The organism is Arthrobacter sp. MA-N2, assembly GCF_000517125.1.
Classification (GTDB): Bacteria; Actinomycetota; Actinomycetes; order Actinomycetales; family Micrococcaceae; genus Arthrobacter; species Arthrobacter methylotrophus.
The window spans coordinates 704034-730745 of the sequence record NZ_KI912155.1 but is presented as its reverse complement, the minus strand read 5'-3'; the positions used below and the strand labels follow the sequence as shown (position 1 = coordinate 730745).

Sequence of the window (26712 nt, the reverse complement as noted above, 5' to 3'; positions counted from 1 at the left end):
GGCTTATTAACAAGGACACTGTGAACGTACTGATAGTCGGCGCAGGGCCAGCCGGGTCCACCGCCGCTTACTACCTTGCCCAGGCTGGAATTTCAGTGACGGTGCTGGAAAAGACCAGCTTCCCGCGCGAAAAGGTGTGTGGCGACGGGCTCACGCCCCGTGCGGTCCGCGAAATCCAAAAACTCGGACTCCCGCATGCCGAGAACGAAGGCTGGCGCCGCAACAAAGGACTCCGACTGATCGCCGGCGGCCGGACCATTGAGTTGCCCTGGCCCGAAGTCGCCGACTTTCCCACCTACGGACTTATCCGCACGCGCCTGGGATTCGACGAGGAACTGGCCCGGCACGCCCAGGCGGCGGGCGCCGTCGTGCTCGAACGCCACAGCGTCACCGAAGCTCTGCGCGACGAATCCGGGCGCGTCATCGGCGCCCGGGCCGCGCTGCTCGACGAATCCGGGCGGAAGACGGGCGAAACGCGGGACTTTCACGCCGACGTCGTACTCGCCGCGGACGGTAACTCCACGCGCACTGCCGTTTCACTCGGCATGCACAAGCGCGATGACCGGCCGCTCGGCGTCGCAGTGCGCACCTACTTCACGTCTCCGCGCCACGAAGACGATTGGATGGAAGGCTGGCTCGAGCTCGATTCGCCGACTTCCCACGCCTCGCAAGCTCGGCGCGGGGCCCGCGCCGGCTCTCTTCGCAAGTCCGGCAAGCCGCTGCCCGGCTACGGTTGGGTGTTCGGCGTCGGCGACGGCACGTCCAACGTCGGCCTCGGAATCCTGAACTCGTCCAAGGAATTCGGCAAGCTCGATTACAAGCAGGTCCTGCGCGAATGGACCGCCGGGATGCCGTCCGAATGGGGCTTCACCCCCGAAAACCAGGTGGGCGAGATTCGCGGCGCCGCCCTGCCCATGGGCTTCAACCGGACCCCGCACTACTCGCCTGGGGTCATGCTCCTGGGCGACGCCGGCGGGATGGTGTCCCCCTTCAACGGCGAAGGCATTTCCTACGCCATGGAGTCCGCCCGCTTTGCGGCCGAGTTCATCATCGACGCGTCTTCGCGTTCGCGTTCCGCGGGATGGGGATCCGGCACAGAGACTTCCAGAGCCGCCGATGCGCACCTTTCGCGCTACGCGGACTACGTGCGGGACCAGTGGGGTTCACACTTCACCCTGGGCCGCGTCTTTGCTGCGCTCATCGGCAAGCCCGCCGTGATGAAACTCGCGCTGCGGACGGGCATGCCCATCCCTGTGCTGATGCGCTTTGTGGTGAGAATGCTCGCCAACCTCACGGATTCGTCCGCCAAGGGTTTCGAGGACCGCGTAATCCGCGTCCTTGAGATGCTGGTCCCCGCCACGTCCAACACGATGTCCCACGCCGCTTCCACCCGCGGCGGCACCGAATCAACGCTTTCCACTGCGAAAAGTTAGGGTTAACCCGTGACTCACTCTGCCGAACACAGTTGGACGCACGCAGGCCACGGCCTGCCGGACACTGTCGAACCTGCTCCCACCACCACCGCGATTGCCACTGGCCTGCAGCTTCCTGCAGGTTTTGCCGCTATCGCCAAGGATGTGGAGCTGGGTCCTGCCATCACCACCAACCTTGCCCGCGTGGAAAAGAAGCTCCGTGAAGCCATTGCCAATTCGGATCCCCTGGCTGATGCAACGTCGCGTCACCTGGTGGAAGCCGGTGGAAAGCGCATTCGCCCGCTTCTGACTCTCTTGTGCGCCCACCTCGGTGACGCATCCCGTCCGGAAGTGGTCCAGGCCGCCGTCGTGGTTGAACTAACGCACCTTGCAACTCTCTACCACGACGACGTGATGGACTCTGCCCCCTACCGCCGCGGCGCCCCCACAGCCCACGAAGTCTGGGGCAACTCGGTGGCCATCCTCACCGGCGATTTGATCTTTGCCCGGGCCTCGATCCTGGTGTCCGAGCTGGGCTCGCGTGCCTTGGGAATCCAGGCCCGCACTTTTGAACGCTTGTGCCTGGGCCAACTGCACGAAACCGTCGGCCCTCGTGAAGGCGAAGACGCGGTGGAGCATTACCTGTCCGTCATCGCCGACAAGACGGGCTCCCTGGTTGCCGCGTCCGGCCAGCTCGGGGCTATCTTCGCTGGTGCAGACGAAGCCTTCGAGGACGTATTGGTGGAATACGGCGAGAAAGTGGGCGTGGCCTTCCAGTTGGCTGATGATGTCATCGACGTCACCGGCGTCAAGGTCAAGTCCGGTAAGTCCCCGGGAACGGACCTTCGCGAAGGGGTTCCGACTCTGCCGGTTCTCCTGCTCCGCAAGGCCGCCCACAATGGTGACCACTCCGCCGTCGAACTCTTGAAGCTGGTGGACGGCGACCTCACCTCCGACGAAGCCCTGGCAGAAGCGGTGGCAGGGCTGCGCGAGCACCCCGTCACCGCGGAGTCCTGGGTCATCGCGCGTCAGTGGGCCGCGGAAGCGATCGAGGCGTTGAAGCCGTTGCCCGAAGGCGTAGTCAAGGAGTCGCTGACGAACTTCGCCCACGCCGTTGTGGAGCGCGCCAGCTAGAACCCCAAGTAACCGGCATTTGTTGTCGTTAAAACGCGCCAAAACGACAACAAATGCGAGCTAGTTGGGCGGGGCGGGGGAGGCGTTTAAATGCAATGGCCCCGGTTCTTTGCAACGCTACGAGTCACGCGTTGCAACGAACCGGGACCATAATCTCCGTTCGCATCAGACTCACCGGAGGCATTTAGTGAATCCGGTTACAGCATATGACAGCCTTGTCACGACTGCAACTTTCCTGGTCAAAAGTTTTGGAATATTGGCCAAGGGTCTTGATGTCGTAGATTCCCCACCATTAAGGCTCCGGCAAAAACAAGGGCTTGGATTCTCGGCGTCGGACTCCGGTAACTCGGCCAAAACAGGGGAGTTTCGCGTGGTTTCCTCGTTTGCCCGATATCCACATAGCTAAGCTGCGGTCTTTTCAACGTCATCGCCACACTGCTGAGGTTGATCCATGGACCTGGTTGGCTTCCTGAACTACGCTGGCTCGGCTGCGAGGACTGCCACAGTCAAACGGGCAGGCTATTCGGACCGGGCCATCCGGGCTGCGGTTGTTGGAGGCCTAGTCGTCCGGCGACGCCACGGAGTCCTGGCGTTGCCGATCGCCCAAGAGGATATCGTCGCGGCCCTCACCGCCAATGGGTTGCTGACATGCGCATCCGGGGCCAGGCACAATGGCATCTGGGTGCTGCGCGAACCTCCGGTCCTCCATTTGCTGTGCAGGCACGGCAACGCCAAGGACTTCGTGATGCACCGTGAATCTGTGGTGGAGACGCCGCACATCCGCCCGGTCGCCAGCCTGACGGATACCCTGCTGCACGCCCTCCGTTGCCGGCCTGAAATTGAGGCAGCCATCATGGTGGAAAGCGCCTTGCTCCAGGGACGGACCAATCTTGCTTACCTCCGTGAGAGGCTGCCCGGCAACCGGAACGGCGCGGCCAGAAAGGTGCTTTCACTGGTCGATGGCTCGGCTGATTCTCCCATCGAAGTCGTGGCGCGGATCCTTTTCCGGCAAGCCGGCATCCGTACCGAGACGCAGGTCGAATTGTCAGGAATCGGAATTGTGGACTTTTTGCTGGAGGGAAGGCTGATTGTGGAGATTGACGGCGGGAGCCATTTGCAGCCTCGGCAGGTCAAGAAGGACCGGCGCCGCAACAATGCAGGCACAGTCAAGGGTTATTTGGTTCTGCGGTACGACTATTCCCAGATTGTGTATCAGCGAGAGACCGTCCTGGCCGAGGTCCTTCATGTTCTCCGGCGGACAGGCCGCTGAATCTCCCCGGTTTTGGCCATGGTTTGAGAGGGACAACCCCGGAAACACGGGCCTCGAGAGCTAAACCCAGCCCAAAGGTGGGGAGGAAGCTCCGCACCCCACTGAAAAGACCCTCAGTCTTCGTCGCTGAAAGCCCAGTCGAACATGTCGAACACGAACTCGGAGAACGTGCCTTCTTCGGATTTCCACTGGCCTCGGGCGTTATTACGGCGCCACACGATGGGATCCGGGACGCCGAGATCGCCTACGCGGAAGCCCCAGGTGAATTGTTCTTCCTCGTCCTCCAGGAACATGAGGAAGCCCTCGTCATCCACTTCGAGTTCCTCGGGGTCCCAGAAGTAGTGGTAGGCCTCCATGAGGTCCTCGCAACCACCGATCGCCAGGTAAAACTCGCGCAGGACCATGGGGATGGTGAACGAGTGGGCGGCCAAGGCTTCGTCCAGCTCAGAGGCGGTCAGGCCGTCTTCTTCCTGCCATTCGTCCTCGAGATACTTCGGTACAAGCGCGCGGAACTTCTCGAGGAACATGTCAGTCATGCTCCCATCCTAGCTAATCGCGGCCGAGGGATTCGGCGCCGAACGGGCCCCCGCTGCGGTGCCATCCCCGGACCGCCAACGGGACCCGCCAACCACGCCGCCAGGCCACCACCCTAAAGGCGAAAACCCACGCCGCAATCAAGACCGCGGTGATCCCGTTGAAGGCCCCCACGCTCCAGAGCACTGCCGTCAGGGCCGCTCCAGTGAAGGCCGGAAGAGCGTAGAGATCCCGGGCATTGAAGAGGGTGGGGATTTCGTTGGCAGTGATGTCGCGGAGCAAACCGCCGCCCACGGCCGTGGAGACGCCCAGCAGCATTGCAGCCACCGGATTCATCCCGGCAGCCAGCGCCTTGAGCGTTCCGGTAATGCAAAACAGGGCCAGCCCGCCCGCGTCGAACAGGGTCAGGAGGGAGGTGAAGCGTTGGATGCTCGAAAACAGGAAATACACCAGCCCCGCAGCCAACAGCGGAGGCACAACATAAACAGGGTTGGTGAACGCCGCTGGTGGCCCGGCATTGATGATGATGTCGCGCATGATGCCGCCGCCCAGGGCCACGAGCGAAGCCAGGAGAAGCGAGCCGATGATGTCGAACCGTTTCTTGGCCGCGAGCAACGATCCGGACACCGCAAAAAAGAAGACGCCGGCGAGGTCCAGCCAAACCAGCGCAAGGTCAAAAGTGAACAAATGCAGCTCCATTCTTCGTTCACGCACGGGGGATCCTCTTCGCCCAACGTTACGCTTGCACGCATGAACAACCCCGTCTTGATCGCGTGCGCCCACGGAACCCGGAACGTCGAAGGGCAGGCGGCTATCCGTCAAGTCATGGCCGACATCGAGGCCCTGAGGCCCGGACTGACCGTTGTTGAGGCCTACGTCGACGTCCAGGAACCGGAGTTGTCCGGCGTGGTGGCGAGACTCCCGGAAGGCACGCCGGCCGTCGTCGTTCCCTTGCTGCTCAGCACCGGTTACCACGTCCAGGTGGACATCCCCCAAGCGATCAAGGGCCGCCCGGAAGTGTCCGCGGCGCCTCCACTGGGCCCGGATCCGCGGCTCGCCGAGCTGCTCGCCGCGCGGTTGCGCGATTCAGGCTTGGGCGACGACGACGGCGTCCTGCTCGCCGCCGCGGGCTCGTCCTTGCCGGACGGTTCCGTTGATTCGGAGGAGCAGGCGCGCCAGCTCGCCGAGCTGCTGCCCAACAAAGTCCGGGTCGCCTATGGCGCCAGTGCCGAACCGAACGTGCCCGACGGCGTCGCGGCCCTGCGCGCTGAAGTCACCGAAGACGCCGGGCGCGTCGTCGTATCCTCATACTTGTTGGCCACGGGCTACTTCCACGACCAGCTGTCCAAGGCCGGGGCCGACGTCGTGACTGCCCCGCTGCTGCCGTCTCCGGTGCTCGCGGAGATCGCCCTGGAACGCTACGACGCAGTCCTTGCCGGAATGCACAGCAAGACAAAGTGAACAAGGCCATTCGGCGGTTCGTGACGAAATGTTTCCCTAGGTGACTCTTCGTTTCTGCGTCGTTGTTGGAGAAATCTGGCCAGCCCTACAGTCGATGCATGACTGATACAGCTCTAGCCGGAGCGTCTACGGACGAGGCTGCTCCCAAGCGCCCCGCCCGTGCCGCCCGTCCTGCCGCGAAACCCCACGGCCAGTGGAAAGTTGACGGCACTGCGCCGCTCAACGCCAACGAGACTTGGAAGCAGGAAGACAACGGGCTGAACGTCCGTGAGCGTATCGAGTCTGTCTACGCCAAGCACGGCTTCGACTCGATCGATGCCACGGACTTGCATGGCCGCTTCCGCTGGTGGGGCCTCTACACCCAGCGCAAGCCCGGGATCGACGGCGGCAAGACCGCCACGCTTGAGCCGCACGAGCTTGAAGACAAGTACTTCATGCTCCGCATAAGGATCGACGGCGGTGCGCTCACCACCGAGCAGCTGCGTGTGATCGGCCAGATTTCGGTGGACTTCGCCCGTGGCAGCGCCGATCTCACGGACCGCCAGAACATCCAACTGCACTGGATCCGCGTGGAGGACATGCCGGAGATCTGGCACCGCCTCGAATCCGTTGGCCTGTCCACCACCGAAGCCTGCGGCGACGTCCCCCGTGTCATCATGGGCTCCCCGGTTGCCGGCATCGCCAAGGACGAGATCATCGATCCCACGCCGTTGATCAACGAACTCGCGGAGCGCTTCATCGGCGACCCTGAGCTCGCCAACCTGCCGCGCAAGTACAAGACCGCCATCACCGGCCACCCTTCCCAAGACGTGGTCCACGAGATCAACGACTTCGGCCTGGTGGGCATGGTCCACCCGGAACTCGGCGCCGGCTATGACCTCTGGGTGGGCGGCGCACTCTCCACCAACCCGATGCTGGCCAAGCGGCTCGGCGCGTTCGTGAAGCCTGAGCAAGCCGCCGAAGTGTGGCTCGGCGTCACCAGCATCTTCCGCGACTACGGCTACCGTCGCATGCGCACCAAGGCTCGCCTGAAGTTCCTCCTGGCCGACTGGGGCCCGGAGAAATTCCGCCAGATCCTTGAAGACGAATACCTCGGCTTCAAACTTGCCGACGGCCCCGCTGCGCCCAAGCCTTCGACACCCGGCGACCACGTCGGCATCCACGAACAGAAGGACGGCAAGTTCTTCATCGGCGCCGCCCCGCTGGCCGGGCGGCTGTCCGGAGGCCAGCTCGTGAAACTGGCGGACACCCTCGAAGCCCATGGCTCTTTCCGCCTCCGCACCACGCCGCACCAGAAGGTTGTGCTGCTGGACGTCGCCAAGGAGCAGGTTGAACCGCTCGTGGCCGAGCTGGACTCCCTGGGCCTCTCCGCTCGACCGTCCGTGTTCCGCCGCGGCACCATCGCCTGCACGGGTATCGAGTTCTGCAAGCTTGCCATCGTGGAGACCAAGGTCACCGCAGCCACTGCCGTTGCCGAACTGGAACGCCGCTTGGCGGACCTCACGGAAAGCAAGCAGCTGCCCCAGGCACTGTCCCTGCACATCAACGGCTGCCCCAACTCCTGCGCCCGCATCCAGACCGCGGACATTGGCCTCAAGGGCATGATGCTGCCAACGCCCGACGGCGACCCCACCCCGGGCTTCCAGGTTCACTTGGGCGGCGGGCTCGCTTCGTCCGACCGCGAAGAAGCCGGCCTCGGACGCACTGTGCGTGGCCTCAAGGTCTATGTCGAGGACCTGCCAGATTATGTGGAGCGGGTGGTCCGGAAATTTGTGGCCGACCGTGCCGAGGGCCAAACCTTCGCCGAATGGGCACATGCTGCCGATGAAGGAGATCTCCAGTGACGACAACCGCCCAACAGCGTTCCCACGACGAACTCAAGGCCTTGGCCGAATCCGGTGCCGCTGAGCTCGGCTGGAACGCACCGGCCCGTGACGTCATCGCCTGGGTAGTCCGCAACTTCGAACTGCCCGCCGTCGCCGTCGCCTGCTCCATGGCCGACGCCGTGCTGCCGGCTCTCGTCGCGGACCAGTTTCCCGGCGTCGACGTCTTGTTCCTGGAGACCGGCTACCACTTCCCGGAGACCCATGCCACACGCGACGAGGTCGCTGCTAACCTGCGGGTGAACATCGTGGACGTGCTGCCGGAAAACACCGTGGAGCAGCAGGACCGCCTTCTCGGCAAGGACCTGTTCGCCCGGGACGCCGCCCAGTGCTGCGCACTCCGGAAAGTCCAGCCGCTGCGCCGGACTCTGGCGGGCTACGAAGTCTGGTTTACCGGCGTGCGCCGCGACGAGGCCCCCACCAGGACCAACACCCCACTGATCACCTGGGACGAAGCCAACGGCCTGGTCAAGGTAAACCCGATGGCGGACTGGAGCTTTGACCAGTTGGTCCAGTACTCGGAAGACAACATCCTTCCCGTCAACCCGCTCCTCAGCCAGGGCTACCCGTCCATCGGATGCCAGCCCTGCACCAGGAAAGTAGCCCCGGGAGCAGATCCCCGTTCCGGCCGCTGGGCCGGGACCGACAAGACAGAATGCGGACTACACGTATGAGCACCCAAATCACCAACGAGGACACGGAGCTGTCAGTGCTGGAAGAGGACCTTGTGGAGACGCCGGCCGCCGCCCAGCGCGTGGCAGGGGAGCGGCTGTCCAGCCTAGACACCCTCGAGTCCGAGGCCATCCACATCATCCGCGAGGTTGTCGCCGAGTTCGAGAAGCCGGCGCTGCTGTTCTCCGGCGGCAAGGACTCCGTGGTGATGCTGCACTTGGCCACCAAGGCGTTCTGGCCCGGCAAGGTCCCTTTTCCCGTGCTGCACGTGGACACCGGCCACAACTTCCCCGAGGTCATCGAATTCCGCGACCGCACGGTGGAACGCCTGGGCCTGAAGCTCGTGGTCGGCTCCGTGCAGGAATTCATCGACCGCGGCGAACTCGCCGAGCGTGCCGACGGCACCCGCAACCCGCTGCAGACCGTGCCCCTGCTGGATGCCATTCAGCGCAACAAGTTCGACGCCGTCTTCGGCGGCGGCCGTCGCGACGAGGATAAGGCCCGTGCCAAGGAGCGCATCTTGAGCCTGCGCGACGAGTTCGGCCAGTGGGATCCCCGCAACCAGCGCCCGGAATTGTGGAACCTCTACAACGGCCGCCACACCGTGGGCCAGCACGTCCGGGCGTTCCCCATCAGCAACTGGACCGAGCTGGACGTGTGGCGCTACATCGAGCGCGAAGGCATTGAGCTGCCCGGCTTGTATTACGCCCACGAACGCGAAGTCTACGAGCGCGACGGCATGTGGCGTGCGGTTGGTGAGGTTTCCCTGCCGCTCCCGCACGAGGAAGTTATCACCAAGACGGTGCGTTACCGCACTGTAGGGGACATGTCCTGCACTGGCGCGGTTGTTTCGGACGCGGCCGACGTCGCGGCTGTTGTTCTGGAGGTAGCCGCATCCACCCTCACCGAACGTGGCGCCACCCGGGCAGATGACCGCATCTCCGAGGCAGCCATGGAAGACCGCAAGAAGGACGGCTACTTCTAATGAGCACGATTTCCACAAGCTCAATCACCGAATCCAACGTGGGCCCACACCGGCAGGGTTCCCTGGCCGAGCGAAGCGAGGTTAGGGTGCCGGTGGGGACTCTGTTCCGCTTCGCCACCGCGGGATCGGTCGACGACGGCAAGTCCACCCTCGTGGGCCGCCTCCTGCACGACTCCAAGGCGATCCTCGCCGACCAGCTCGACGCCGTGGCCCGCACCTCGGCGGACCGTGGCTTCGGTGGAGCCGGCGCTACAGGCAGTCAGGCGATCGACCTCGCCCTCCTGACCGACGGCCTGCGTGCCGAGCGCGAACAGGGCATCACCATCGACGTCGCCTACCGCTACTTCGCCACCGACCGCCGCAGCTTCATCCTCGCGGACTGCCCAGGCCACGTGCAGTACACCAAGAACACGGTGACGGGCGCGTCCACTGCGGATGCCGTCGTCGTACTCATTGACGCCCGCAAGGGAGTCCTGGAGCAGACCCGCCGGCACTTGTCCGTGTTGCAGTTGCTGCGCGTGGCGCACGTGATCATCGCCGTGAACAAGATCGACCTCGTGGACTTCAGCGAGTCTGTCTTCCGCGAGATCGAGACGGATGTTCAGAAAGTTGCCCGCGAGCTTGGCTTGGGTTCCGACGGAATAGCCGACGTCGTGGTCATCCCTGTGTCGGCGCTCGAGGGCGACAACGTGGTGGACCGCTCGGACCGCACCCCGTGGTACGGCGGCCCGGCACTACTCGAGGTCCTCGAGACCCTTCCGGCCGCCGACGAGCTGGAAAGCCACCTCGAGAGCTTCCGCTTCCCGGTCCAGCTGGTCATCCGCCCGCAGGGCGCGCTGGCTCCCGACGCCGTCGCCGCAGGGCTCGACGTCGAGGCATACCGAGACTACCGCGCCTACGCCGGCCAGATCACGGAAGGGACCGTGAAGCTCGGCGACGAGGTCACCGTCCTGAGCCCGGGCCACGAGCCCAAGATCACCACCGTCACCGGGATTGACTTCGCCGGCAGCGAGCTGGCGGAGGCCACTGCTCCGCAGTCCGTGGCGATCCGCCTGGCGGATGACATCGACATCGCACGCGGTGACACCATCGCCGCAGCAGGGACCGTGCGCGAAAGCTCGGCCGATCTGTACGCGGCACTGGCCTGGCTCTCGCCGAAGCCGTTGCGTGAAGGTGCCAAGGTGCTCGTGAAGCACGGCACCCGCACTGTCCAGGCGCTCGTGCGCAATGTGACGGGCAAGCTGGATCTGGCCACGTTCAACGTGGAGGCTACGTCCAGCCTTGAGCTGAACGACATCGGTAACGCTCAACTTCGGCTGGCCGCGCCGTTGCCCTTGGAAAACTACCTGCACCACCGTCGTACCGGGGCTTTCCTCGTCATCGATCCGGTCGACGGCAACACCCTCGCCGCCGGTTTGGTGAAGGACCACCCGGGCGACCACGAGGACGAACGTTACGTCATCTGACGTTGTTGGCCACCGGAGCCGCAGCTTGTTTCTGAAACCCGCCTTCAGGGTGCGGGAGGAGAAACAAGCTGCGGTTTTTTGCGTTGGGGCCTCTCGAATTGTGACGTTGCATGAACGTGCGTGACCCAGAGTTTCCGGGTCATTGAACGGCAAATATGACTGTCCCTATGGTGAATCCATGACTTCATCGGATTGGTCCTTGCCCTCCCTCCCGGGGCGATGTCGCAGGGCCTGATACACGCCCTGCCCCTTCCGCAACGCATCCCAAGGATTTCCCATGTCAAAGACTCCAGAACCCACGCCGCCCGCGTCCAACCCGGGCACCACGCGCATCGTCGCCGGCGAAAGCACTAAGCCCAAGCGCCGTCGCACGCTTGAGATCGGCATCGTCGTCGGACTCGTCCTGCTGATCGGCGCCGGCGCCGCGGTGGCATCGGTTGTCGCGAAGAACAACGAAACCCAGGCCGCGGCGGCAACGACGCCCGCGGCCGAACTTCGGCTCGGCTATTTCGGCAACGTCACCCACGCCCCGGCGCTTGTGGGCGTCAGCAAGGGCATTTTCGCCAGCAAGCTGGGCAGCACCAAGCTCACCACCCAGATCTTCAACGCCGGACCGGCCGCCATCGAGGCTCTGAACGCCGGCGCGATCGACGCCGCGTACCTCGGCCCCAACCCGGCCATCAACTCCTTCGTCCAAAGCAAGGGCGCATCCATCAGCATCATCGCCGGTGCAGCCTCCGGCGGGGCCCAACTGGTGGTCAAGCCCGGGATCAACAGCGCCGCGGACCTCAAGGGCAAGACCCTCGCCTCGCCGCAGCTCGGCGGAACCCAGGACGTAGCCTTGCGCGCCTGGCTGGCCAAGCAGGGCCTGAAGACCGACCCGAACGGCGGTGGCGACGTCGCCATCAACCCGACCGACAACGCCCAGACCCTCAAGCTCTTCCAGGACGGAAAGCTCGACGGCGCGTGGTTGCCTGAACCGTGGGCCTCGCGCCTGGTGCTCCAAGCCGGCGGCAAGGTCCTCGTGGACGAGAAGGACCTCTGGGATAAGGGTGCGTTCCCCACCACCATCCTGATCGTCAGCAAGAAGTTCGCCGCCGAGCACCCCCAGACGGTGACCGCTCTGCTCCAGGGCCACGAAGCCTCGGTCAACTGGCTCAACTCCGCCTCCGCTGCCGACAAGGCCACCGCCATCAACGCCGCACTGAAGGCAACGGCAGGCAGTACGCTCCCGGCCGACGTCATCGACCGCTCCCTGAAGAACATCGTCTTCACCGTGGACCCGCTCGCCGGAACCTACAAGAAACTGCTCCAGGACGGGGTGGACGCCGGCATCACCAAACCGGCCGACATCAACGGCATCTTCGACCTCCGCGCCCTCAACAGCGTGACCGGGCAGAAGACCTCGGCCGCGGGACTGGGCCAAGACTGAACCGCCAAGGCCCAACTAACTCGCAGTTGTTGTCGTTTTGAGGGCTCATAACGACAACAACTGCTAGTTAGTTGGGTGCACTTTCACTAACGAAGCAACAAACGAAGGACGGGACCATGCCAGTCGTACTGGAACACTTGGGTAAACGCTTCGGCGACGGCGCCCCGGTGCTGGACGACGTCAACGCCACCATCGAACAAGGCGAGTTCGTCGCCCTGCTCGGTGCGTCCGGCTGCGGCAAATCCACCCTGCTGAACATCCTCGCGGGGCTGGACCAGCCGACGTCGGGCGCCCTGGAAGTGCCCAGCGACGGCGCGGCCTTCATGTTCCAGGATTCCGCGCTGTTCCCGTGGCTCACTGCCCGAGGCAACATCGAACTCGCGCTGAAGCTCGCGGACAGGTCCGGCAGCCTGAGCAAAGCGTCGCGGGCTGCCCGTGCAGGCGAGTTGCTGGACCTCGTCCATTTGGGCGGCGCCGGGGAGAAGCGCCCGCACGAGCTCTCCGGCGGCATGCGCCAACGCGTCGCCCTGGCCCGCGCGTTGGCACAGGACCGGCAGCTGTTGCTCATGGACGAACCGTTCGCCGCCCTCGACGCCATTACCCGGGACCTCCTGCATGACGAGCTTGAACGGATCTGGAAGGAAACCGGCCGAACCATCGTGTTCGTGACGCACAACGTGCGCGAAGCCGTCCGGCTGGGCCAGCGGGTCCTGCTGCTCTCCTCCCGGCCGGGACGGGTTGTTGCCGAGTGGAACGTCACCGAGGAACACCGGACCGACGCCGGCCGTGCCGGGGAGCTGACCGGAACCATTACCCGCCGCCTGCGTGAGGAAATCCGCCGCCATGCCAATTGAACAAGAAACCCTCCGCACAGGGGAAAGCACGCTGCCGGACACCGAGGAGGCCCGGCACATCACCTCGCCGTCCCTGAAGGGAAACCCGGACGAACTCCGGGACCTCGAAGCCGGCCTGGACAAGCTACAGTCGGATGCCCACCGCAAGGCACGTATCGACTGGGCCCGGATCATCCTCCCGATCGCGGCACTCCTGGTGCTGATCCTGGCGTGGCAGTTCTACGTTTCCCTCGGCTTGAAGCGCCGCGACCAGGTCCCCGGCCCGCTTGATGTCCTGGGCCAGTTCGGTTCGCTCTGGGCCGACGGCAAAGCCCAAGAAGCCATCTGGACCTCACTTCAGCGCGGGGTCATCGGCTTCCTCATCAGCGTTGCCGTGGCCACGCCCATGGGCTTGCTCCTCGCGCAGGTGCAGCCGCTGCGCCGTGCTTTCGGGCCGCTCATTTCCGGGCTCCAGGTGCTGCCGTCGGTGGCCTGGGTTCCGGCTGCCATCATCTGGTTCGGACTCTCGGACGGGACCGTGTACTTCGTTGTCCTGATGGGTGCCATCCCGTCCATCATCAACGGCCTGATTTCCGGCGTCGACCAAATCCCGCCGCAATACCGGAGCGTGGGCAAGGTCCTTGGCGCATCCCGGCTCCAGATGGCCTTGCAGATTGTGTTGCCCGCGGCCCTCCCCGGCTACCTCAGCGGACTCAAGCAGGGTTGGGCTTTCTCTTGGCGTTCCCTTATGGCCGCCGAGATCATCGCGGTGGGCGGCACCATCGGATTCGGACTCGGTTCGCTTCTGGACCAGGGACGCACCTTGTCTGACATGGCCACGGTCATGTCCGCGATCCTCGCCATCCTGTTCGTGGGCATCCTGATTGAACTTCTGGTCTTCGCCCCGATCGAACGCCGCCTCCTGCTGCGCCGTGGCCTCCTGGCGGGGAGCACGCGCTAAGGAATTCCCCGGCCCGCCCCGTGGTTGATGCGGGCATGAAACGAATCGGTTTTCTTTCCTTCGGCCATTGGGGACCTGTCCAAGGCTCGCTGACTCGTTCGGCCGGCGACGCCCTGCTACAAGGGATCGACCTCGCAGTCGCGGCCGAAGAGCTTGGCATCAACGGAGCCTTCTTCCGGGTGCACCATTTTGCACGCCAACAGGCCTCGCCATTCCCACTGTTGGCCGCCATCGCTGCCCGGACCAAGCGGATTGAAATGGGCACCGGCGTGATCGACATGCGTTACGAGAACCCCCTGTACATGGCCGAGGAAGCCGCGGCCACGGATCTCATCAGCCAAGGCAGGCTTCAGTTGGGCATCAGCCGTGGTTCACCCGAGCCGGCTCTCCACGGTGCGCGGTACTTCGGATACAAGCCGGCCGAGGGTGAGGACGACACGGCCATGGCCCGCCGCCACACCGCCGTGTTCCGGCACGCCATCGCAGGACATGGCGTAGCCGAAGCCGATCCTTCCTTCATGGGCGGCGGCCGCGGCCTCCTGCCGATCCAGCCGACGTCGCCCGGCCTGCCGCAGCGCATCTGGTGGGGCGCAGGCACCCGCAAGACCGCCGTCTGGGCCGCGGAACAAGGCATGAACCTCATGAGCTCCACCCTCCTGACGGAGGACACCGGAGTTCCCTTCGACCAACTCCAGGCCGAACAGATCAGCATGTTCCGCGAGGCGTGGGCAGCGGCCGGACACGACTTCGAACCGCGCGTGTCAGTCAGCCGCAGCGTCATCCCCGTGGTGGACGCCGAGGACGAACGCTATTTCGGGCTCCGCGGGCAAGCGGAAAGCCGGGACCAAGTGGGCATGCTCGACGGCGCGTTGTCGCGATTCGGCAAGAGCTACGTCGGCGCGCCCGATGCCCTGGCGGAGGAACTCGCGCAGGATGCAGCGGTCCAGGCTGCGGACACCGTGCTGGTGACCGTCCCCAACCAACTCGGGGTGGACTACAACATCAAGCTGCTGGGCAACATTGCCACATACGTGGCTCCGGCGATCGGCTGGGAGGCGCCCGCAGCGCGAGCGTAATGTGACGCAGGCCAGCCCCGGAACTGTTCCTTCCCTGAGACTCCTTGTCCGGCCCCAAGTACGGGCCTACACTCACGGCTATCAGCCGGTATACGGCCGATCATTCCCAATTCCAAGGAGACAGCCGTGGCGCCAAAATTTGGAGTGCTGGCATTGCTCGAAGCCAAAGCGGGGAAGGAGGAGGAGGTCTGGAATTTCCTCAACGGGGGGCGCGAAATTGTGCTCAACGAAGCCGGAACCCGGACGTGGTACGCCTTTCGCGTCAGCGAAAACACCTTCGGCATCTTCGACACTTTCGACACCGAGGAGGACCGGCAGGCCCACCTTAACGGCGCCATCCCCGCCGCACTTGGCGAGCACGGTCCTGCACTGCTCGGGAAGGATCCGGACCTTAAGCTGATCGAACTCATCGCCGTGAAGTAGGCGGCACAGCGTCAGCCACTATGTGACGCAGGGTTACCTAGCGTGAACTGGTGTTTCCGGACCTTTGAAGCATGTTACGGCCCGGCCCTACAGTTTTTTCATGGCAATACAGGACATCTACCCCACGGCCCTGCGGCTGCTTGGCCGCCCGGTGCTCGTGGTGGGCGGCGGACCCGTGGCTGCGCGACGCGCCAAGGGCCTGCTCGACGCCGGTGCCCGGGTGACCGTGGTGGCTCCCGTTGCCTCCGACGCGCTCCGCGAACTCGCGGCCTCCGGACTGCTCACCTGGGAGCCGCGCACTTACCTTTCTTCCGACGTCGACGGCGTCTGGTTCGTCCAGACGGCCACTGGCGTTGCGGCTGTTGACGCCCAAGTAGCCGCCGACGCCGAAGCGCAGCGCATCTGGTGCGTCAACGCCTCGGACCACGAATCCTCGGCTGCATGGACCCCGGCCGTCGCCGTAGTGGACGATGTCAAGATCGCGATCAACGCCGGGGGAGACCCTCGCCGTGCCATGGCGCTGCGCGACGCCGTTGCCACCGCGCTTGAGACGGGTGACCTCCCGCTCCGCCGCCGTCGGGCCTCCGCCGGAAGCGTCGCACTCGTGGGTGGCGGTCCGGGCGATTCCGGGCTCATCACGGTCCGCGGCCGTCGCCTCCTGGGCCAGGCCGACGTCGTGGTGGCGGACCGCCTTGGACCGCGCGACTTGCTGCGGGAACTAGCGCCGGATGTCCGCGTGATTGAGGTCGGCAAGACCCCCGGCCACCACCCCGTGCCGCAACTGGAGATCAACCGGATCCTTGTGGAAGAGGCCCTGACTGGCCACCGCGTGGTGCGGCTCAAGGGCGGCGATCCCTATGTCCTGGGCCGCGGTGGCGAGGAAGCGGAATTCTGCCGGCAGAACGGCGTCGAGGTTGAAGTGGTTCCCGGCGTCACGTCGGCGATTTCCGTGCCCGCGGCGGCAGGGATTCCCGTAACGCACCGCGGACTCGCGAAGGGCTTCAGCGTGGTGACCGGCCACGAAGAGCTGTCGGAGGTCCCGGCCCGTCCGGACCACACTGTGATCCTGCTCATGGGTGTCGCCAAACTTCGGGAATCCGCCGCGGCCCTCGTTGGCTCCGGAATGCCTTTGGACACTCCGGTAGGTATCGTAGAGAACGGCTATATGCCCGAACAGCGCGTCACGATCGGCACTTTGGCAACCATTGCCGAGCAAGCCGAGGCCACCGGCGTCGCGAATCCCGCAGTGATTGTGATTGGCGACGTGGTGCGTGTGAGCCCGTTCGCCCCCGCACATTTCAAGACCGCTGACTACAGCACCCTGACCCCCAACAAGCCCCGCGTCGCCACCCCCTAGCCCCTCACCCAACTAACTCCCAATTGTTGTCGTTATGAGCCGTCTAAACGACAACAAATGCGAGCTAGTTGGGCGGCACCGAAGAAAAGGAACACAGCCGTGTCATCTAGCACCACCGTAGGAACCGCCGCACGTCCGCTGCGCGTCGCCGTCGTCGGCTCCGGCCCGGCCGGCGTCTACGCCGCGGACATCCTGACCAAGAGCGAAGCCGTCAAGAGCGGCGAACTGACCGTCAGGATCGACCTCTTCGACCGCTACCCGGCCCCCTACGGCCTGATCCGCTACGGCGTCGCCCCTGACCACCCACGCATCAAGGGCATCGTCAACGCCCTCCACAAGGTCCTGGACCGCGGCGACATCCGCTTCCTCGGCAACGTCGACTACGGCACTGACATCTCCATCGAAGACCTGCGCACCCACTACGACGCCGTCATCTTCGCCACCGGCGCCATCAAGGATGCGGACCTGAATATCCCCGGCATCGAGCTGGAGGGCTCCTTCGGCGGCGCGGACTTCGTCTCCTGGTACGACGGCCACCCGGACGTTCCCCGCGAATGGCCGCTCGAAGCCACCTCGGTTGCCGTGCTTGGCAACGGAAACGTGGCGCTCGACGTGGCCCGCGTCCTCTCCAAGCACGCCGATGACCTCCTGGTCACCGAAATCCCGGACAACGTCTACGCCGGACTCAAGGCTTCGCCGGTCACGGACGTGCACGTTTTCGGCCGCCGCGGTCCGGCCCAGGTGAAGTTCACCCCGCTGGAACTCCGCGAGCTGTCCCACTCCAAGGACGTTGACATCATCCTCTATGCCGAGGACTTCGAGTTCGACGAAGAGTCGGACCGCCAGATCCAGACGAACAACCAGACCAAGACCATGGTGGGTACCCTCACCAACTGGATCGCCGAGCAGCCCGAGGACATCTCCGAGCTCAAGGCCTCCCGTCGCCTGCACCTGCACTTCCTGCACAGCCCCGTAGAAATCGTGGATTCCGCAGAGACTCCGGGCAAGGTCGCGGCGATCAAGTTCGAGCGCAACGAATTGGACGGCACGGGCAACGCGCGTGGTACCGGCGAGATCGTTGATTACCCGGTCCAGGCCGTCTACCGCGCCATCGGCTACTTCGGTTCTGCCCTGCCGGACGTCGAATTCGACCACCGGCGCGGGGTCGTCGCCAACGACGGCGGACGCGTCCTGGACGCTTCCGGCGAGCATGTTCCCGGCCTCTACGCAACGGGCTGGATCAAGCGCGGACCCATCGGCTTGATCGGCCACACCAAGGGCGACGCCCTGGAGACCGTCACGTACCTGTTGGAAGACCGCGAAAACCTGCCGTTCGCCCCCGCTCCCGAGGCGGACGCCGTCGTCGAGCTCCTGGACGCCCGCGGCGTGAAGTTCACCAGCTGGGAAGGCTGGCTGGCCCTGGATGCCCACGAGCTCGCTTTGGGAGCTGCCGCGTCCGACGCCGGCACCTCCCACGGCGTCGAGGTTCAGCGCGAGCGCATCAAGGTTGTGCCGCGCGAGGACATGGTGGACATCTCCCGCGACGGGGTCGCCGCCCAGGTCTAGGGTTACTGCCTCACGCAACGCGGGGTCACTTAGAGCCCATCCGGAGCATCGGAATGGGCGCTAAGTGACCCCGCGTTGCTTGTTGCCGGGGTTAGACTCGCGTCATGGAAGTTGTCGTCGTCGAAACGACCCAACTGGGGGACCGCAGCTACCTCGTTCATGACGGCACGGTGGCGCTCGCGATCGACCCCCAGCGCGATACCGACCGGGTCGAAACGGCAGCTCGCAGCGCGGGGGTGGCGATCACGCACGTCGCGGAAACCCACCTCCACAACGACTACGTCACGGGCGGGCTTGTCCTCGCGCGGGACCACCACGCCGTGTACCTCGTAAACGCCGCAGACAACGTGGCGTTTGACCGTGAGCCCGTTGTTCCAGGGCAGACGTTCAAGGTGGGCAGGCTTTCCGTGAAAGCAGTGGCTACTCCCGGCCATACCCACACGCATCTGGCCTATGTCGTTTCGGATCCCGACGCAGGCACCGGCATCCGGCAAGCGGTGTTTTCCGGTGGAAGCCTGCTCTACGGTTCGGTGGGACGCACGGACTTGATCGCCCCGGAAAGCACTGCCGGACTGGCTCATGACCAGTACGCGTCCGTTCGGCGGCTGGTGGCTGAAGCAGCGCCGGAAGCGGTCCTGTATCCGACCCATGGCTTTGGTTCGTTCTGCTCCATCGGCCCCGCGAGCAGGATCCCCGCCTCGACCATCGGCGAGCAGGCCGCCACCAACCACGCCCTGACAGACCCTGACGAAGACCACTTCGTCAGGCACCTCCTGGCCAATATCACGGCCTACCCGAGCTACTACGCACACATGAGCCCGCTCAACGCCCTCGGCCCCGGCCCCGCGATGCTTGAGGTGCCGAAATCGGTGGAATCCGCGGAACTGGAGCGCAGGCTCGAGGCCGGAGAATGGGTGGTGGACCTGCGCCGCCGCGTGGCGTTCGCCGCCAGCCACCTGCGGGGGAGCGTGGCTTTTGAATACGGGACAGGATCGAGCTTCACGAGCTATCTCGGCTGGGTCCTGCCATGGAACAGGCCGCTGACCTTGCTGGGAGCCCACGACGACGTCCAAAACGCCGTCCGCGACCTCGCCAGGATCGGAATCGACTCCCCGGATGCCGCCGTCGGTGAAGATCCCGGGGCCCTCGCGCCAGGCACCCCCTTGGTGCATTACCCAGTTGCCGACTGGCCGGGATTGGTACAAAACCGAACCTCGGATGAAACAGTGCTGGATGTGCGCCGTGCCGAGGAATTTGCCGCCTCCCATGTGTCGGGGGCAGTGAACGTTCCGCTTCATGAGCTTTTGCTCCGGCTGGACGAGGTGCCGGATGTGCGGACTTGGGTGCATTGCACCTCTGGCTACCGTGCCGCCGTCGCCGCGAGCCTGCTGCACCGGGTCGGCCGCGACGTGGTGCTTATCGACGGTCACTTCGGCGAGGCGGCAGACGCGGGCGTCGAACTCACAAGCAATCCCGGCTGACCCCCGCCCCTCGCTCAGCTATGGGGTGTTTCCCGCTGACCCTCGCTCACCTGAAGTGAGCGGGCGTCCCCGGTTTTGGGCGTATAAGTGAGCGGGCCGAAAATTGTCAAGCTGTGTGGAGTCACTGGGCTAGTTTTTGGGGTGTTTTGGTCTCGGGCAGGTTGATCCCGACGTGTTGGGCGGGGGCCGGTGTGGTGGGTCGTTGGCGGAATCTTTCTGGGTGTCGTTCGTAGTAGTCCTGGTGGACTTTGTCTCGTTTGTCCCAGAGTTCTTTCCACGAGCCGTTGTGGACTTGTGAGGGTGAGAACAGTGCGATGCCGGAGTGTTTGTGATCGGTGCTGTACCAGTGCACATAGCCGGTGAGGTACTCCCTCGCGGCCTCGAGATCGTCAAAGGTGCGGGGGTAGCCGGGCCGGTATTTCATCGTGCGAAACCCTGACTCCGAGAAGGGATTGTCGTTGGAGACGTACGGGCGGTTATGGGACAGTTCCACACCGTGGGCGGTGAGGGTCTCACGGAGCAGGTTTGATTTCATGGCCGGGCCTGAATCGGCATGCACGATGTCCGGGGCGCCGTGCCGGGCGATGGCTGTCTCGAACATGTCCGCGGCGAGGTGGTCGGACTCGCGTTCCTCCACCCGCCAGCCGACGATCTCCCGGGAGAAGATGTCCATGATGGAGTACACCTTGAAAACCTTCCCCTGCCACTTGGAATAGACGTCGGAGATGTCCCAGGACCAGACCTGGCAAGGTCCGGTCGCCTTGAGCACCGGCTTCTGAGCGGAACCCCGCTTGCCGCCACGCTTGCGCGGGAAGGTTGGGCGGGCCAGCTGATCCTCGTACCCTGCCGCGATCCGCCACCAGGTGCGGTTGGAAGCGAGCAGCACGCCGTCGTCCCAGGCTGTGGCGAAGGAATGGTCAACAGAGTTGCCCTTCCCCCAACCGGCCAGGATGAACCCCAGGATCCGCTCCTGATGCGCGGAGCTGATCCGGCATTCGTAGGCCCGGTCAACCTGGTGGATCGGGTCCTGCACCGCCGGACGGGGATTGAACCGGTAATGCCAGGTCCCGCGCGACACGCCCGCAAGCACGAGCGCTGTCCGCTGGGAGCCGGTGATCACATGCAGCGCCAGGACAAGACTGTTCTCGGCCGCTACGAATCCTTCTGAGCGCTCGTCTGGGTTGTATCGGGCTCGGGCACGCTCAACTCGTGCAAGAGCCCGATAGCTTTTCCCAGCGCGGAATTCGTATCCTCCAGCTCCTGCACCCGCTTCTGGAGTTTTTCGACTTCGGCACGGTGGGCAGCCATTTCCTTCGAGCGTGCTTTTTCAAACGCGGAGAGCTCACGATTTGTAGGGGCCATGCCTCCATGCTCCCGCGGAATCAGACCACGGTCGATATCGCCCTGGACCAACATCTTGCGCCACCTGCGGAACGTCCAGTCGGAAATGGGCGTCGAGGCAAGCCACTCCTTCCTCGTCCCGTGCGGCTGCAAATAATACTCATGCATGAACTCACGGATCTCTTCACGCGTAAAACCCTTGTTATCAACGGGCACCGCCGGCTCCTTCAATCAACAGCTAATGAATGACTCACAACCAGCTTGACGAAGAGGGGGCGTCCGGAAGAAGGCGGACATAGCTGAGCGAGCGTCCCCGGTTTTGGGCGTATAGCTGAGGGAGCGTTAGTTGGTGAGCCAGTCCGCTGCGAAGTCCAGGTTTCGGTAGACGCTCGCGACGGCGGCAGCCTCGTCGCGCGCCTCGATGGCGTCGGCGAGCTCGCCGTGGCCTTCGTGGGGGATGCCGTTGAAGCCGGACCTGCGCTGCTGGCGGAGGAGATCGTCATGGAATACCCCGCCGAAGGACACGTACAACTCGTGCAGCAATGGGTTGCCCGACGCCAGCGCCACCCGTTCGTGGAAGTCCCAGTCCGCTCGGGCCCACGCGGGGTAGTCGCCCGCGAGCCATGCGTCGTTGCGTTCTTGGAGAAGGGCCCGCATGGCGGCGATATCGTCGGCCGTAGCGTGCTTCGTGGCCAGCCGGGCGGCCTGGGTGTCGAGCCCCACGCGGACCTCGACCACGTGCTCCTGCGTGTGTTCCTTGTACATCCGCTGAGCCGCGCCGAAGATCTCGCTGGTGGCCCGGACATACGTGCCATCACCGCGGCGGACCTCGAGCATTCCGCTGTGTGCCAGGGCCTTGATGGCTTCGCGCAGGGTGCCTCGCGAGACGCCGAGCGAGGCCATGAGCTCCGGCTCGGCCGGAATCTTCTCCTGCAGCGGCCACTCTCCGGACTGGATCATGCCCCGCAGTTGCCCGGTGACTTCCTCGGCCAGGGCGGGACGGTGCGAAGGCGTCAGGCTCATGCGACGGCCCTCGGTCCTGCCTTGAGCGGCGTGCGTTTGCTGGTCAACAGGTGGCACGTCACGATGAGGGCGACGGCTACGGCCGCCAAGAGAGTCAGCGGGAGGGTCCAAGCGCCGGTAGCACTGTGGAGCAGGCCCATCCCGAAAGGCCCCAAGGCCGCAATCAAGTAGCCCACGGACTGGGCGACGGTGGACATGGCGGTGGTCTCCGCCGTCGTGCGCCCGCTGCGGCTGATGATCACCAGCACCAGCGGAAAGATGCCCAGTCCGAAACCGAACAGCACGGCGGGAACCGCAGCGAACGACGTCGGCAGCAACAGCATTGCGGGTATGCCCACCAGAGTGGTCCCGCTGCCTAGGTACAGGGCAGGCCGCATCATGCGAGGCCGCGAGCCGATGACCAGCAGAATCATGCCGCCAGCCACGGAGACCAGCTGCATCAGTCCGAACTGCAGGCCACTCTCGGAAGCGCTGAGCCCTTGGCTGGTCAGAATGTAGGCAAACCAGCTCATCACGGCATAAGCAAGGAAGGCCTGCAGCGTGAAGATGGCGGTGATCAGGAATCCCAGCCGGGTGCGCAGGAGCGGCCACATGGAGATGTGCTCTTGCTTGGCAGCGCGGGAAGTGCGATGGGTGTGGAGGACCATCGGCAGGAAGCCAAGAAGCGCGGCGACGCCAAGGATGCCCCAAGCGGCCAGGCCCATCGACGGCGAGCCCAGTTGCTCGGCAAGGGGCACGCTGACTGCGGCGGCGAAGGTCGCACCACCGGACATCGTGAAGGTGTACAGCCCGGTCATCATGGACGTCTTTGCCGCGTAGTGTTCACGGATGTACGACGGCATGGCCACGTTGCACACCGCCAGGCCGGACATCGCCAGCACTGTTCCGGCGAGGAGGGCGCCGGTTGCGGGGATGCTGCGGACCAGAAGCCCGGCAGCCAACATCGCCAGCGCCACGAAGATCGACTTTTCGACGCCGATCCGGCGCGACAACCAGGAAGTGCCCAGACCCGCGACGGCGAAACACAGCAGGGGGATGGACGGAAGAATGGACGCCACGAGCGCCCCGTAACCGAGGAAGGCTTGCAGATCATGGAACAATGCCGCCGCGCTGGTGATGCCGGCGCGGAGGTTCAGGCCGATCAGGGTGACGGCGATGATCCCGACGACGGCGACCATGCGGGATTTGGGTGCTACCGTTCCGCCGCTGACCGGCAGAGGGGTTGCTTCCAGGGCGTGGGGTACCGGGTGAGTTGAAGCCATATCTAAAGGTTAGACGTTTGATGTTTGGTGCCGGAAGTTTTGTGGCGAAAATCTCCGGGCCTGAGTTCAGGCGCTGGCAGTCTCACGACAGTCAGGAACATGGTTCTGGGCAGCCTATGTCAGCGCAGGGTGCGCGATCCGAGTCGCTGCACCGCCAAGGCAAGCCACAACTGCACCCGGTCCGCAGTCTGGGCCGGGTCGTAGCCGGTCAGGTCCGTGATTTGAGCCAGACGGTACCGCACCGTGTTGCGGTGCAAGGTCAGGTCTTCGGCGACGGCGGCCACGGAACCATTGTGGTTGAGGTAGCTTTCCAGGGTCGAAACGAGTTCGGAGCCGTGGGCGGCGTCGAACTTGCGCAGGGGAGTGAGGGCTTCACTGGCCATGTCGGCGAGCGGCACGTCTTCGCTTGCTAGCAACAGCGATGTCAGGCTGAGCCTTTCGGGCTCGTTGACCGGCAGCCCGTGGGCTACGGCGTCGCGCGCTTCAAAGTAGCTCCAGCGCACGCCGTTCGGCTTGGTGTAGGCGCCGCCGATACCGATCATCGCGTGGATCCCGGCTTCCAAAAGATGATCGCTGAGGTCTTTGGCGAGCGCGCTCGCGGAACTGCCGTCGTCGGGCACCACCGTCACCAGATCCTTCCCGACGACGGCGGTCACCCCGGCGTCGAGGGACTGCGGTAGCGAGGTGCTGCTGAGTTGTTTGTGATGGGCCGCGGAAACCACCAGCAGCACCACGTTCTTGCGGGTGCTGTTGATTCCGACGCCGGCCAGGCGGCGGGCGGCCTCGACCGTGTCCAGCGTTCCGTGGATGACGTCGTCCAGCACCTGGCCGGCGAGTGCCCGCTGGCTCTGGCGTTGCTTGACCATGTTGTTGAGCTCCACGCTGATCAGGTTCTGCGCATAACCGACAATCCCGGTGTCACCGAAGGGTTCCTTGATCCACAGGGTGCAGGCGTCGCGGCGGCCGGTCGGGATAGGGAAGGAGGCCCAATCGTCGGCCGTCGGCGCGGGGTTGCCGGCCACGCTGTTGTAGAGCTGGGCGCTGAACTGCGTAAGCGCGATGTCGGTCCGGAGCATGCTGCCCAACTGCTTGAGCAACTCTCCCAGACCGCCACCGGTCAACAGGGCCCGGGCCAGGATCTGGTGCCCGGCGATGAGGCGCTCCAACTTGGAGTAGTGGTCGGCGGACTGTGAATCCGCGACGAGTTTACCGATGGCGATGAAGGGGGTCTCGTACGGGACTTCCACCAAGGGCAGGCCCCAGCGGTTCGCCTCGGCAACCAGGGCCGAAGGCACGGAATCATGGGTCAGGCCTGTGCCGAAGCCGATGCCAACGGCCCCGGCGCGCTGGACCTGGCGCACAAAGCGACGTTGTTCCGCTGCGCCGTTCAGCCGGAGTCCCGTAGTCAGGATCAGTTCGCCGCCATTGAGGAACCGTTGCGGATCTTCCTGCTCGGTCACGGCCACCCAGCGGATATCTTCGTTCCAGGTGGTTTCCGCGAGGCCGGCTTTGCGTAACCGAAGAGAGGGGACACCGACGAGCGCGGCGAGAGACATTGCCATCCAGAAAGGATATCCCGGCACTGGTCATTCGCACGAAGCTGGCGTGTGCAGGGTGTGCATCTGCCTATTCCGCCCCACGGGGTGCTGGCATAGGCTCGGAGCAGCTGCAACCAATACCTAGACACTGAAAGAGGTTGTACACCGTGGTCCAAACCTTGCAGAACTTCATCAACGGCGAGTTCGTCACGCCGGCAGGAACCGAACTGCTCGACATCGTGAACCCCACCAACGGGGAGATTGTCGCTCATGCGCCGATCTCTACGGCAGCCGACGTAGATGCTGCCATGAACGCTGCGAAAGAAGCCTTCAAGTCTTGGAAGCATGTCACGCCTGGCCAGCGCCAGCTCATGCTGCTCAAGCTCGCCGATGCCATCGAAGCCAATAGCGACGAGCTCGTTGAGGCACAGCACCGCAACACCGGCCAGGTCCGCGCCCTCATCGCATCCGAGGAAGTTGCCGCCGGTGCAGACCAGCTCCGCTTCTTCGCCGGCGCCGCGCGCATCATGGAAGGCAAGTCCGCAGGCGAGTACTTCGAGGGCCACACCTCGTACGTCCGCCGCGAACCGATCGGCGTCGTCGCCCAGGTTGCACCATGGAACTACCCGTTCCTCATGGGCATCTGGAAGATCGGTCCCGCCCTTGCCGCGGGCAACACCGTGGTGCTCAAGCCTTCTGACACCACTCCGGAATCCACCTTGGTCCTGGCCCGGCTGGCAGGGGAAATCTTCCCGGCCGGCGTGCTCAATGTTGTCCTCGGCAACGCGGGCACCGGCGCCATGATGGTTGAGCACAAGGTGCCGGGCCTCGTCTCCATCACCGGCTCCGTCCGCGCCGGCATCGCCGTGGCCACTGGCGCGGCCAAAGGCCTCAAGCGTGCCCACCTGGAACTCGGCGGCAAGGCCCCGGCCATCGTCTTCAAGGACGCCGACATCAAGAAGAGCGCAGCGGCAATCGCCGAATTCGCGTTCTTCAACGCCGGCCAGGACTGCACGGCCATCACCCGCGTGCTGATCGAAGATTCCATCCATGACGACATGGTTTCCGCCATGGTGGAGCACACCAAGACGCTGCACACAGGTTCGCAGAACGACGACGAAAACTACTTCGGCCCGCTCAACAACGTGAACCACTTCAACGCCGTGAACTCGGTAGTGGAGCACCTGCCGGCCAACTGCAAGATCGAAACCGGCGGCCACCGCGCAGGTGACAAGGGCTTCTTCTTCGAGCCCACTATCATCACCGGCGCCAAGCAGACAGACGACGTCGTCCAGAAGGAAACCTTCGGCCCCGTCATTACCGTCCAGAAGTTCACCACCGAGGCCGAGGCACTCGAGCTGGCCAACGACGTCGAATACGCCCTCGCATCCAGCGTCTGGACCACGGACCACGGCACCGCCATGCGGATGAGCCGCGACCTGGACTTCGGCGCGGTCTGGATCAACACCCACATCCTGCTGACCGCTGAGATGCCGCACGGCGGCTTCAAACAGTCCGGCTACGGCAAGGACCTGTCCATGTACGGCGTCGAGGACTACACGCGCATCAAGCACGTCATGTCCGCACTTGATGCCTGACTCC

At 64.6% G+C, this 26712-nt stretch carries 24 protein-coding genes; 17 read left to right on the top strand and 7 right to left on the bottom strand.

Annotation, left to right across the window (positions count from 1 at the left end; all coding sequences use genetic code 11):
- Positions 1–20 precede the first annotated feature (20 nt).
- The 3 genes from A3M3_RS0103845 (at position 21) to A3M3_RS0103835 (ending at position 3816) form a co-directional block, all read left to right on the top strand.
- Positions 21–1433 (top strand): geranylgeranyl reductase family protein, encoded by a 1413-nt coding sequence (locus A3M3_RS0103845; protein WP_028265237.1) that lies wholly within the window; start codon positions 21–23, stop codon positions 1431–1433.
- A gap of 9 nt (positions 1434–1442) precedes the next feature.
- A complete protein-coding gene (locus A3M3_RS0103840; protein WP_028265236.1) occupies positions 1443–2546 on the top strand; it encodes a polyprenyl synthetase family protein in 1104 nt (367 codons plus the stop codon).
- Between the two features lie 451 nt (positions 2547–2997).
- Positions 2998–3816: an endonuclease domain-containing protein gene (locus A3M3_RS0103835; RefSeq protein ID WP_028265235.1), complete on the top strand. Its 819-nt coding sequence runs from the start codon at positions 2998–3000 to the stop codon at positions 3814–3816.
- Between the two features lie 113 nt (positions 3817–3929).
- On the opposite strand, the gene A3M3_RS0103830 is transcribed toward A3M3_RS0103835, so the two are convergent.
- On the bottom strand, positions 3930–4352 hold the full coding sequence (locus A3M3_RS0103830; RefSeq protein WP_028265234.1) for a hypothetical protein: 423 nt from the start codon (positions 4350–4352) through the stop codon (positions 3930–3932).
- Positions 4353–4365: 13 nt separating this feature from the next.
- Positions 4366–5049, bottom strand: a complete 684-nt coding sequence (locus A3M3_RS0103825; RefSeq protein ID WP_197023296.1) for a trimeric intracellular cation channel family protein — start codon at positions 5047–5049, stop codon at positions 4366–4368.
- A gap of 51 nt (positions 5050–5100) precedes the next feature.
- Between A3M3_RS0103825 and A3M3_RS0103820 the strand changes: the two genes are divergently transcribed.
- The 13 genes from A3M3_RS0103820 (at position 5101) to A3M3_RS0103760 (ending at position 19946) form a co-directional block, all read left to right on the top strand.
- The gene (locus A3M3_RS0103820) at positions 5101–5811 is read left to right on the top strand and encodes a sirohydrochlorin chelatase (protein WP_028265232.1); all 711 of its coding nucleotides are present in this window, start codon (positions 5101–5103) and stop codon (positions 5809–5811) included.
- Between the two features lie 98 nt (positions 5812–5909).
- The gene (locus A3M3_RS0103815) at positions 5910–7655 is read left to right on the top strand and encodes a nitrite/sulfite reductase (RefSeq protein WP_028265231.1); all 1746 of its coding nucleotides are present in this window, start codon (positions 5910–5912) and stop codon (positions 7653–7655) included.
- Positions 7652–8368 carry a phosphoadenylyl-sulfate reductase gene (locus A3M3_RS0103810; protein WP_028265230.1) on the top strand — a complete coding sequence of 239 codons (717 nt, stop codon included), beginning with the start codon at positions 7652–7654 and terminating at the stop codon, positions 8366–8368. The genes A3M3_RS0103815 and A3M3_RS0103810 overlap by 4 nt, the downstream gene beginning before the upstream one ends.
- The gene (gene cysD, locus A3M3_RS0103805) at positions 8365–9351 is read left to right on the top strand and encodes a sulfate adenylyltransferase subunit CysD (RefSeq protein WP_028265229.1); all 987 of its coding nucleotides are present in this window, start codon (positions 8365–8367) and stop codon (positions 9349–9351) included. Before A3M3_RS0103810 ends, cysD begins: the two co-directional genes overlap by 4 nt.
- Complete coding sequence (locus A3M3_RS0103800) at positions 9351–10817, top strand: sulfate adenylyltransferase subunit 1 (protein ID WP_081736674.1); 1467 nt, start codon at positions 9351–9353, stop codon at positions 10815–10817. The genes cysD and A3M3_RS0103800 overlap by 1 nt, the downstream gene beginning before the upstream one ends.
- A gap of 277 nt (positions 10818–11094) precedes the next feature.
- Complete coding sequence (locus tag A3M3_RS0103795; RefSeq protein WP_028265227.1) at positions 11095–12249, top strand: ABC transporter substrate-binding protein; 1155 nt, start codon at positions 11095–11097, stop codon at positions 12247–12249.
- 116 nt (positions 12250–12365) lie between these two features.
- Positions 12366–13103, top strand: coding sequence for an ABC transporter ATP-binding protein (locus tag A3M3_RS0103790; protein WP_028265226.1), 738 nt, complete (start codon positions 12366–12368; stop codon positions 13101–13103).
- Positions 13093–14043, top strand: coding sequence for an ABC transporter permease (locus A3M3_RS0103785; protein WP_028265225.1), 951 nt, complete (start codon positions 13093–13095; stop codon positions 14041–14043). The genes A3M3_RS0103790 and A3M3_RS0103785 overlap by 11 nt, the downstream gene beginning before the upstream one ends.
- Positions 14044–14078: 35 nt before the next feature.
- Positions 14079–15119 (top strand): LLM class flavin-dependent oxidoreductase, encoded by a 1041-nt coding sequence (locus tag A3M3_RS0103780; protein ID WP_028265224.1) that lies wholly within the window; start codon positions 14079–14081, stop codon positions 15117–15119.
- A 126-nt stretch (positions 15120–15245) separates the two neighbouring features.
- Positions 15246–15542 (top strand): putative quinol monooxygenase, encoded by a 297-nt coding sequence (locus A3M3_RS0103775; protein ID WP_028265223.1) that lies wholly within the window; start codon positions 15246–15248, stop codon positions 15540–15542.
- Positions 15543–15642: 100 nt separating this feature from the next.
- On the top strand, positions 15643–16899 hold the full coding sequence (gene cobA / locus A3M3_RS0103770; RefSeq protein WP_028265222.1) for a uroporphyrinogen-III C-methyltransferase: 1257 nt from the start codon (positions 15643–15645) through the stop codon (positions 16897–16899).
- 99 nt (positions 16900–16998) lie between these two features.
- On the top strand, positions 16999–18465 hold the full coding sequence (locus A3M3_RS0103765) for an FAD-dependent oxidoreductase (RefSeq protein WP_028265221.1): 1467 nt from the start codon (positions 16999–17001) through the stop codon (positions 18463–18465).
- A gap of 104 nt (positions 18466–18569) precedes the next feature.
- On the top strand, positions 18570–19946 hold the full coding sequence (locus A3M3_RS0103760) for an MBL fold metallo-hydrolase (RefSeq protein WP_028265220.1): 1377 nt from the start codon (positions 18570–18572) through the stop codon (positions 19944–19946).
- Positions 19947–20067: 121 nt separating this feature from the next.
- Here A3M3_RS0103760 and A3M3_RS0103755 read toward each other — a convergent pair whose 3' ends face one another.
- The 5 genes from A3M3_RS0103755 to A3M3_RS0103735 all read right to left on the bottom strand — a co-directional run bounded on the left by A3M3_RS0103755 (position 20068) and on the right by A3M3_RS0103735 (position 25134).
- Positions 20068–21066 carry a DDE-type integrase/transposase/recombinase gene (locus tag A3M3_RS0103755; RefSeq protein WP_197023106.1) on the bottom strand — a complete coding sequence of 333 codons (999 nt, stop codon included), beginning with the start codon at positions 21064–21066 and terminating at the stop codon, positions 20068–20070.
- Between the two features lie 32 nt (positions 21067–21098).
- Positions 21099–21503: a hypothetical protein gene (locus A3M3_RS0103750; RefSeq protein ID WP_231497171.1), complete on the bottom strand. Its 405-nt coding sequence runs from the start codon at positions 21501–21503 to the stop codon at positions 21099–21101.
- 126 nt (positions 21504–21629) lie between these two features.
- Complete coding sequence (locus A3M3_RS0103745; protein ID WP_028265219.1) at positions 21630–22310, bottom strand: FadR/GntR family transcriptional regulator; 681 nt, start codon at positions 22308–22310, stop codon at positions 21630–21632.
- The gene (locus A3M3_RS0103740) at positions 22307–23572 is read right to left on the bottom strand and encodes an MFS transporter (RefSeq protein ID WP_028265218.1); all 1266 of its coding nucleotides are present in this window, start codon (positions 23570–23572) and stop codon (positions 22307–22309) included. The genes A3M3_RS0103745 and A3M3_RS0103740 overlap by 4 nt, the downstream gene beginning before the upstream one ends.
- A 119-nt stretch (positions 23573–23691) precedes the next feature.
- Positions 23692–25134 carry a PucR family transcriptional regulator gene (locus tag A3M3_RS0103735; protein ID WP_028265217.1) on the bottom strand — a complete coding sequence of 481 codons (1443 nt, stop codon included), beginning with the start codon at positions 25132–25134 and terminating at the stop codon, positions 23692–23694.
- A gap of 143 nt (positions 25135–25277) precedes the next feature.
- Between A3M3_RS0103735 and A3M3_RS0103730 the strand changes: the two genes are divergently transcribed.
- Positions 25278–26708 carry a gamma-aminobutyraldehyde dehydrogenase gene (locus A3M3_RS0103730; protein WP_028265216.1) on the top strand — a complete coding sequence of 477 codons (1431 nt, stop codon included), beginning with the start codon at positions 25278–25280 and terminating at the stop codon, positions 26706–26708.
- Positions 26709–26712: the final 4 nt, after the last annotated feature.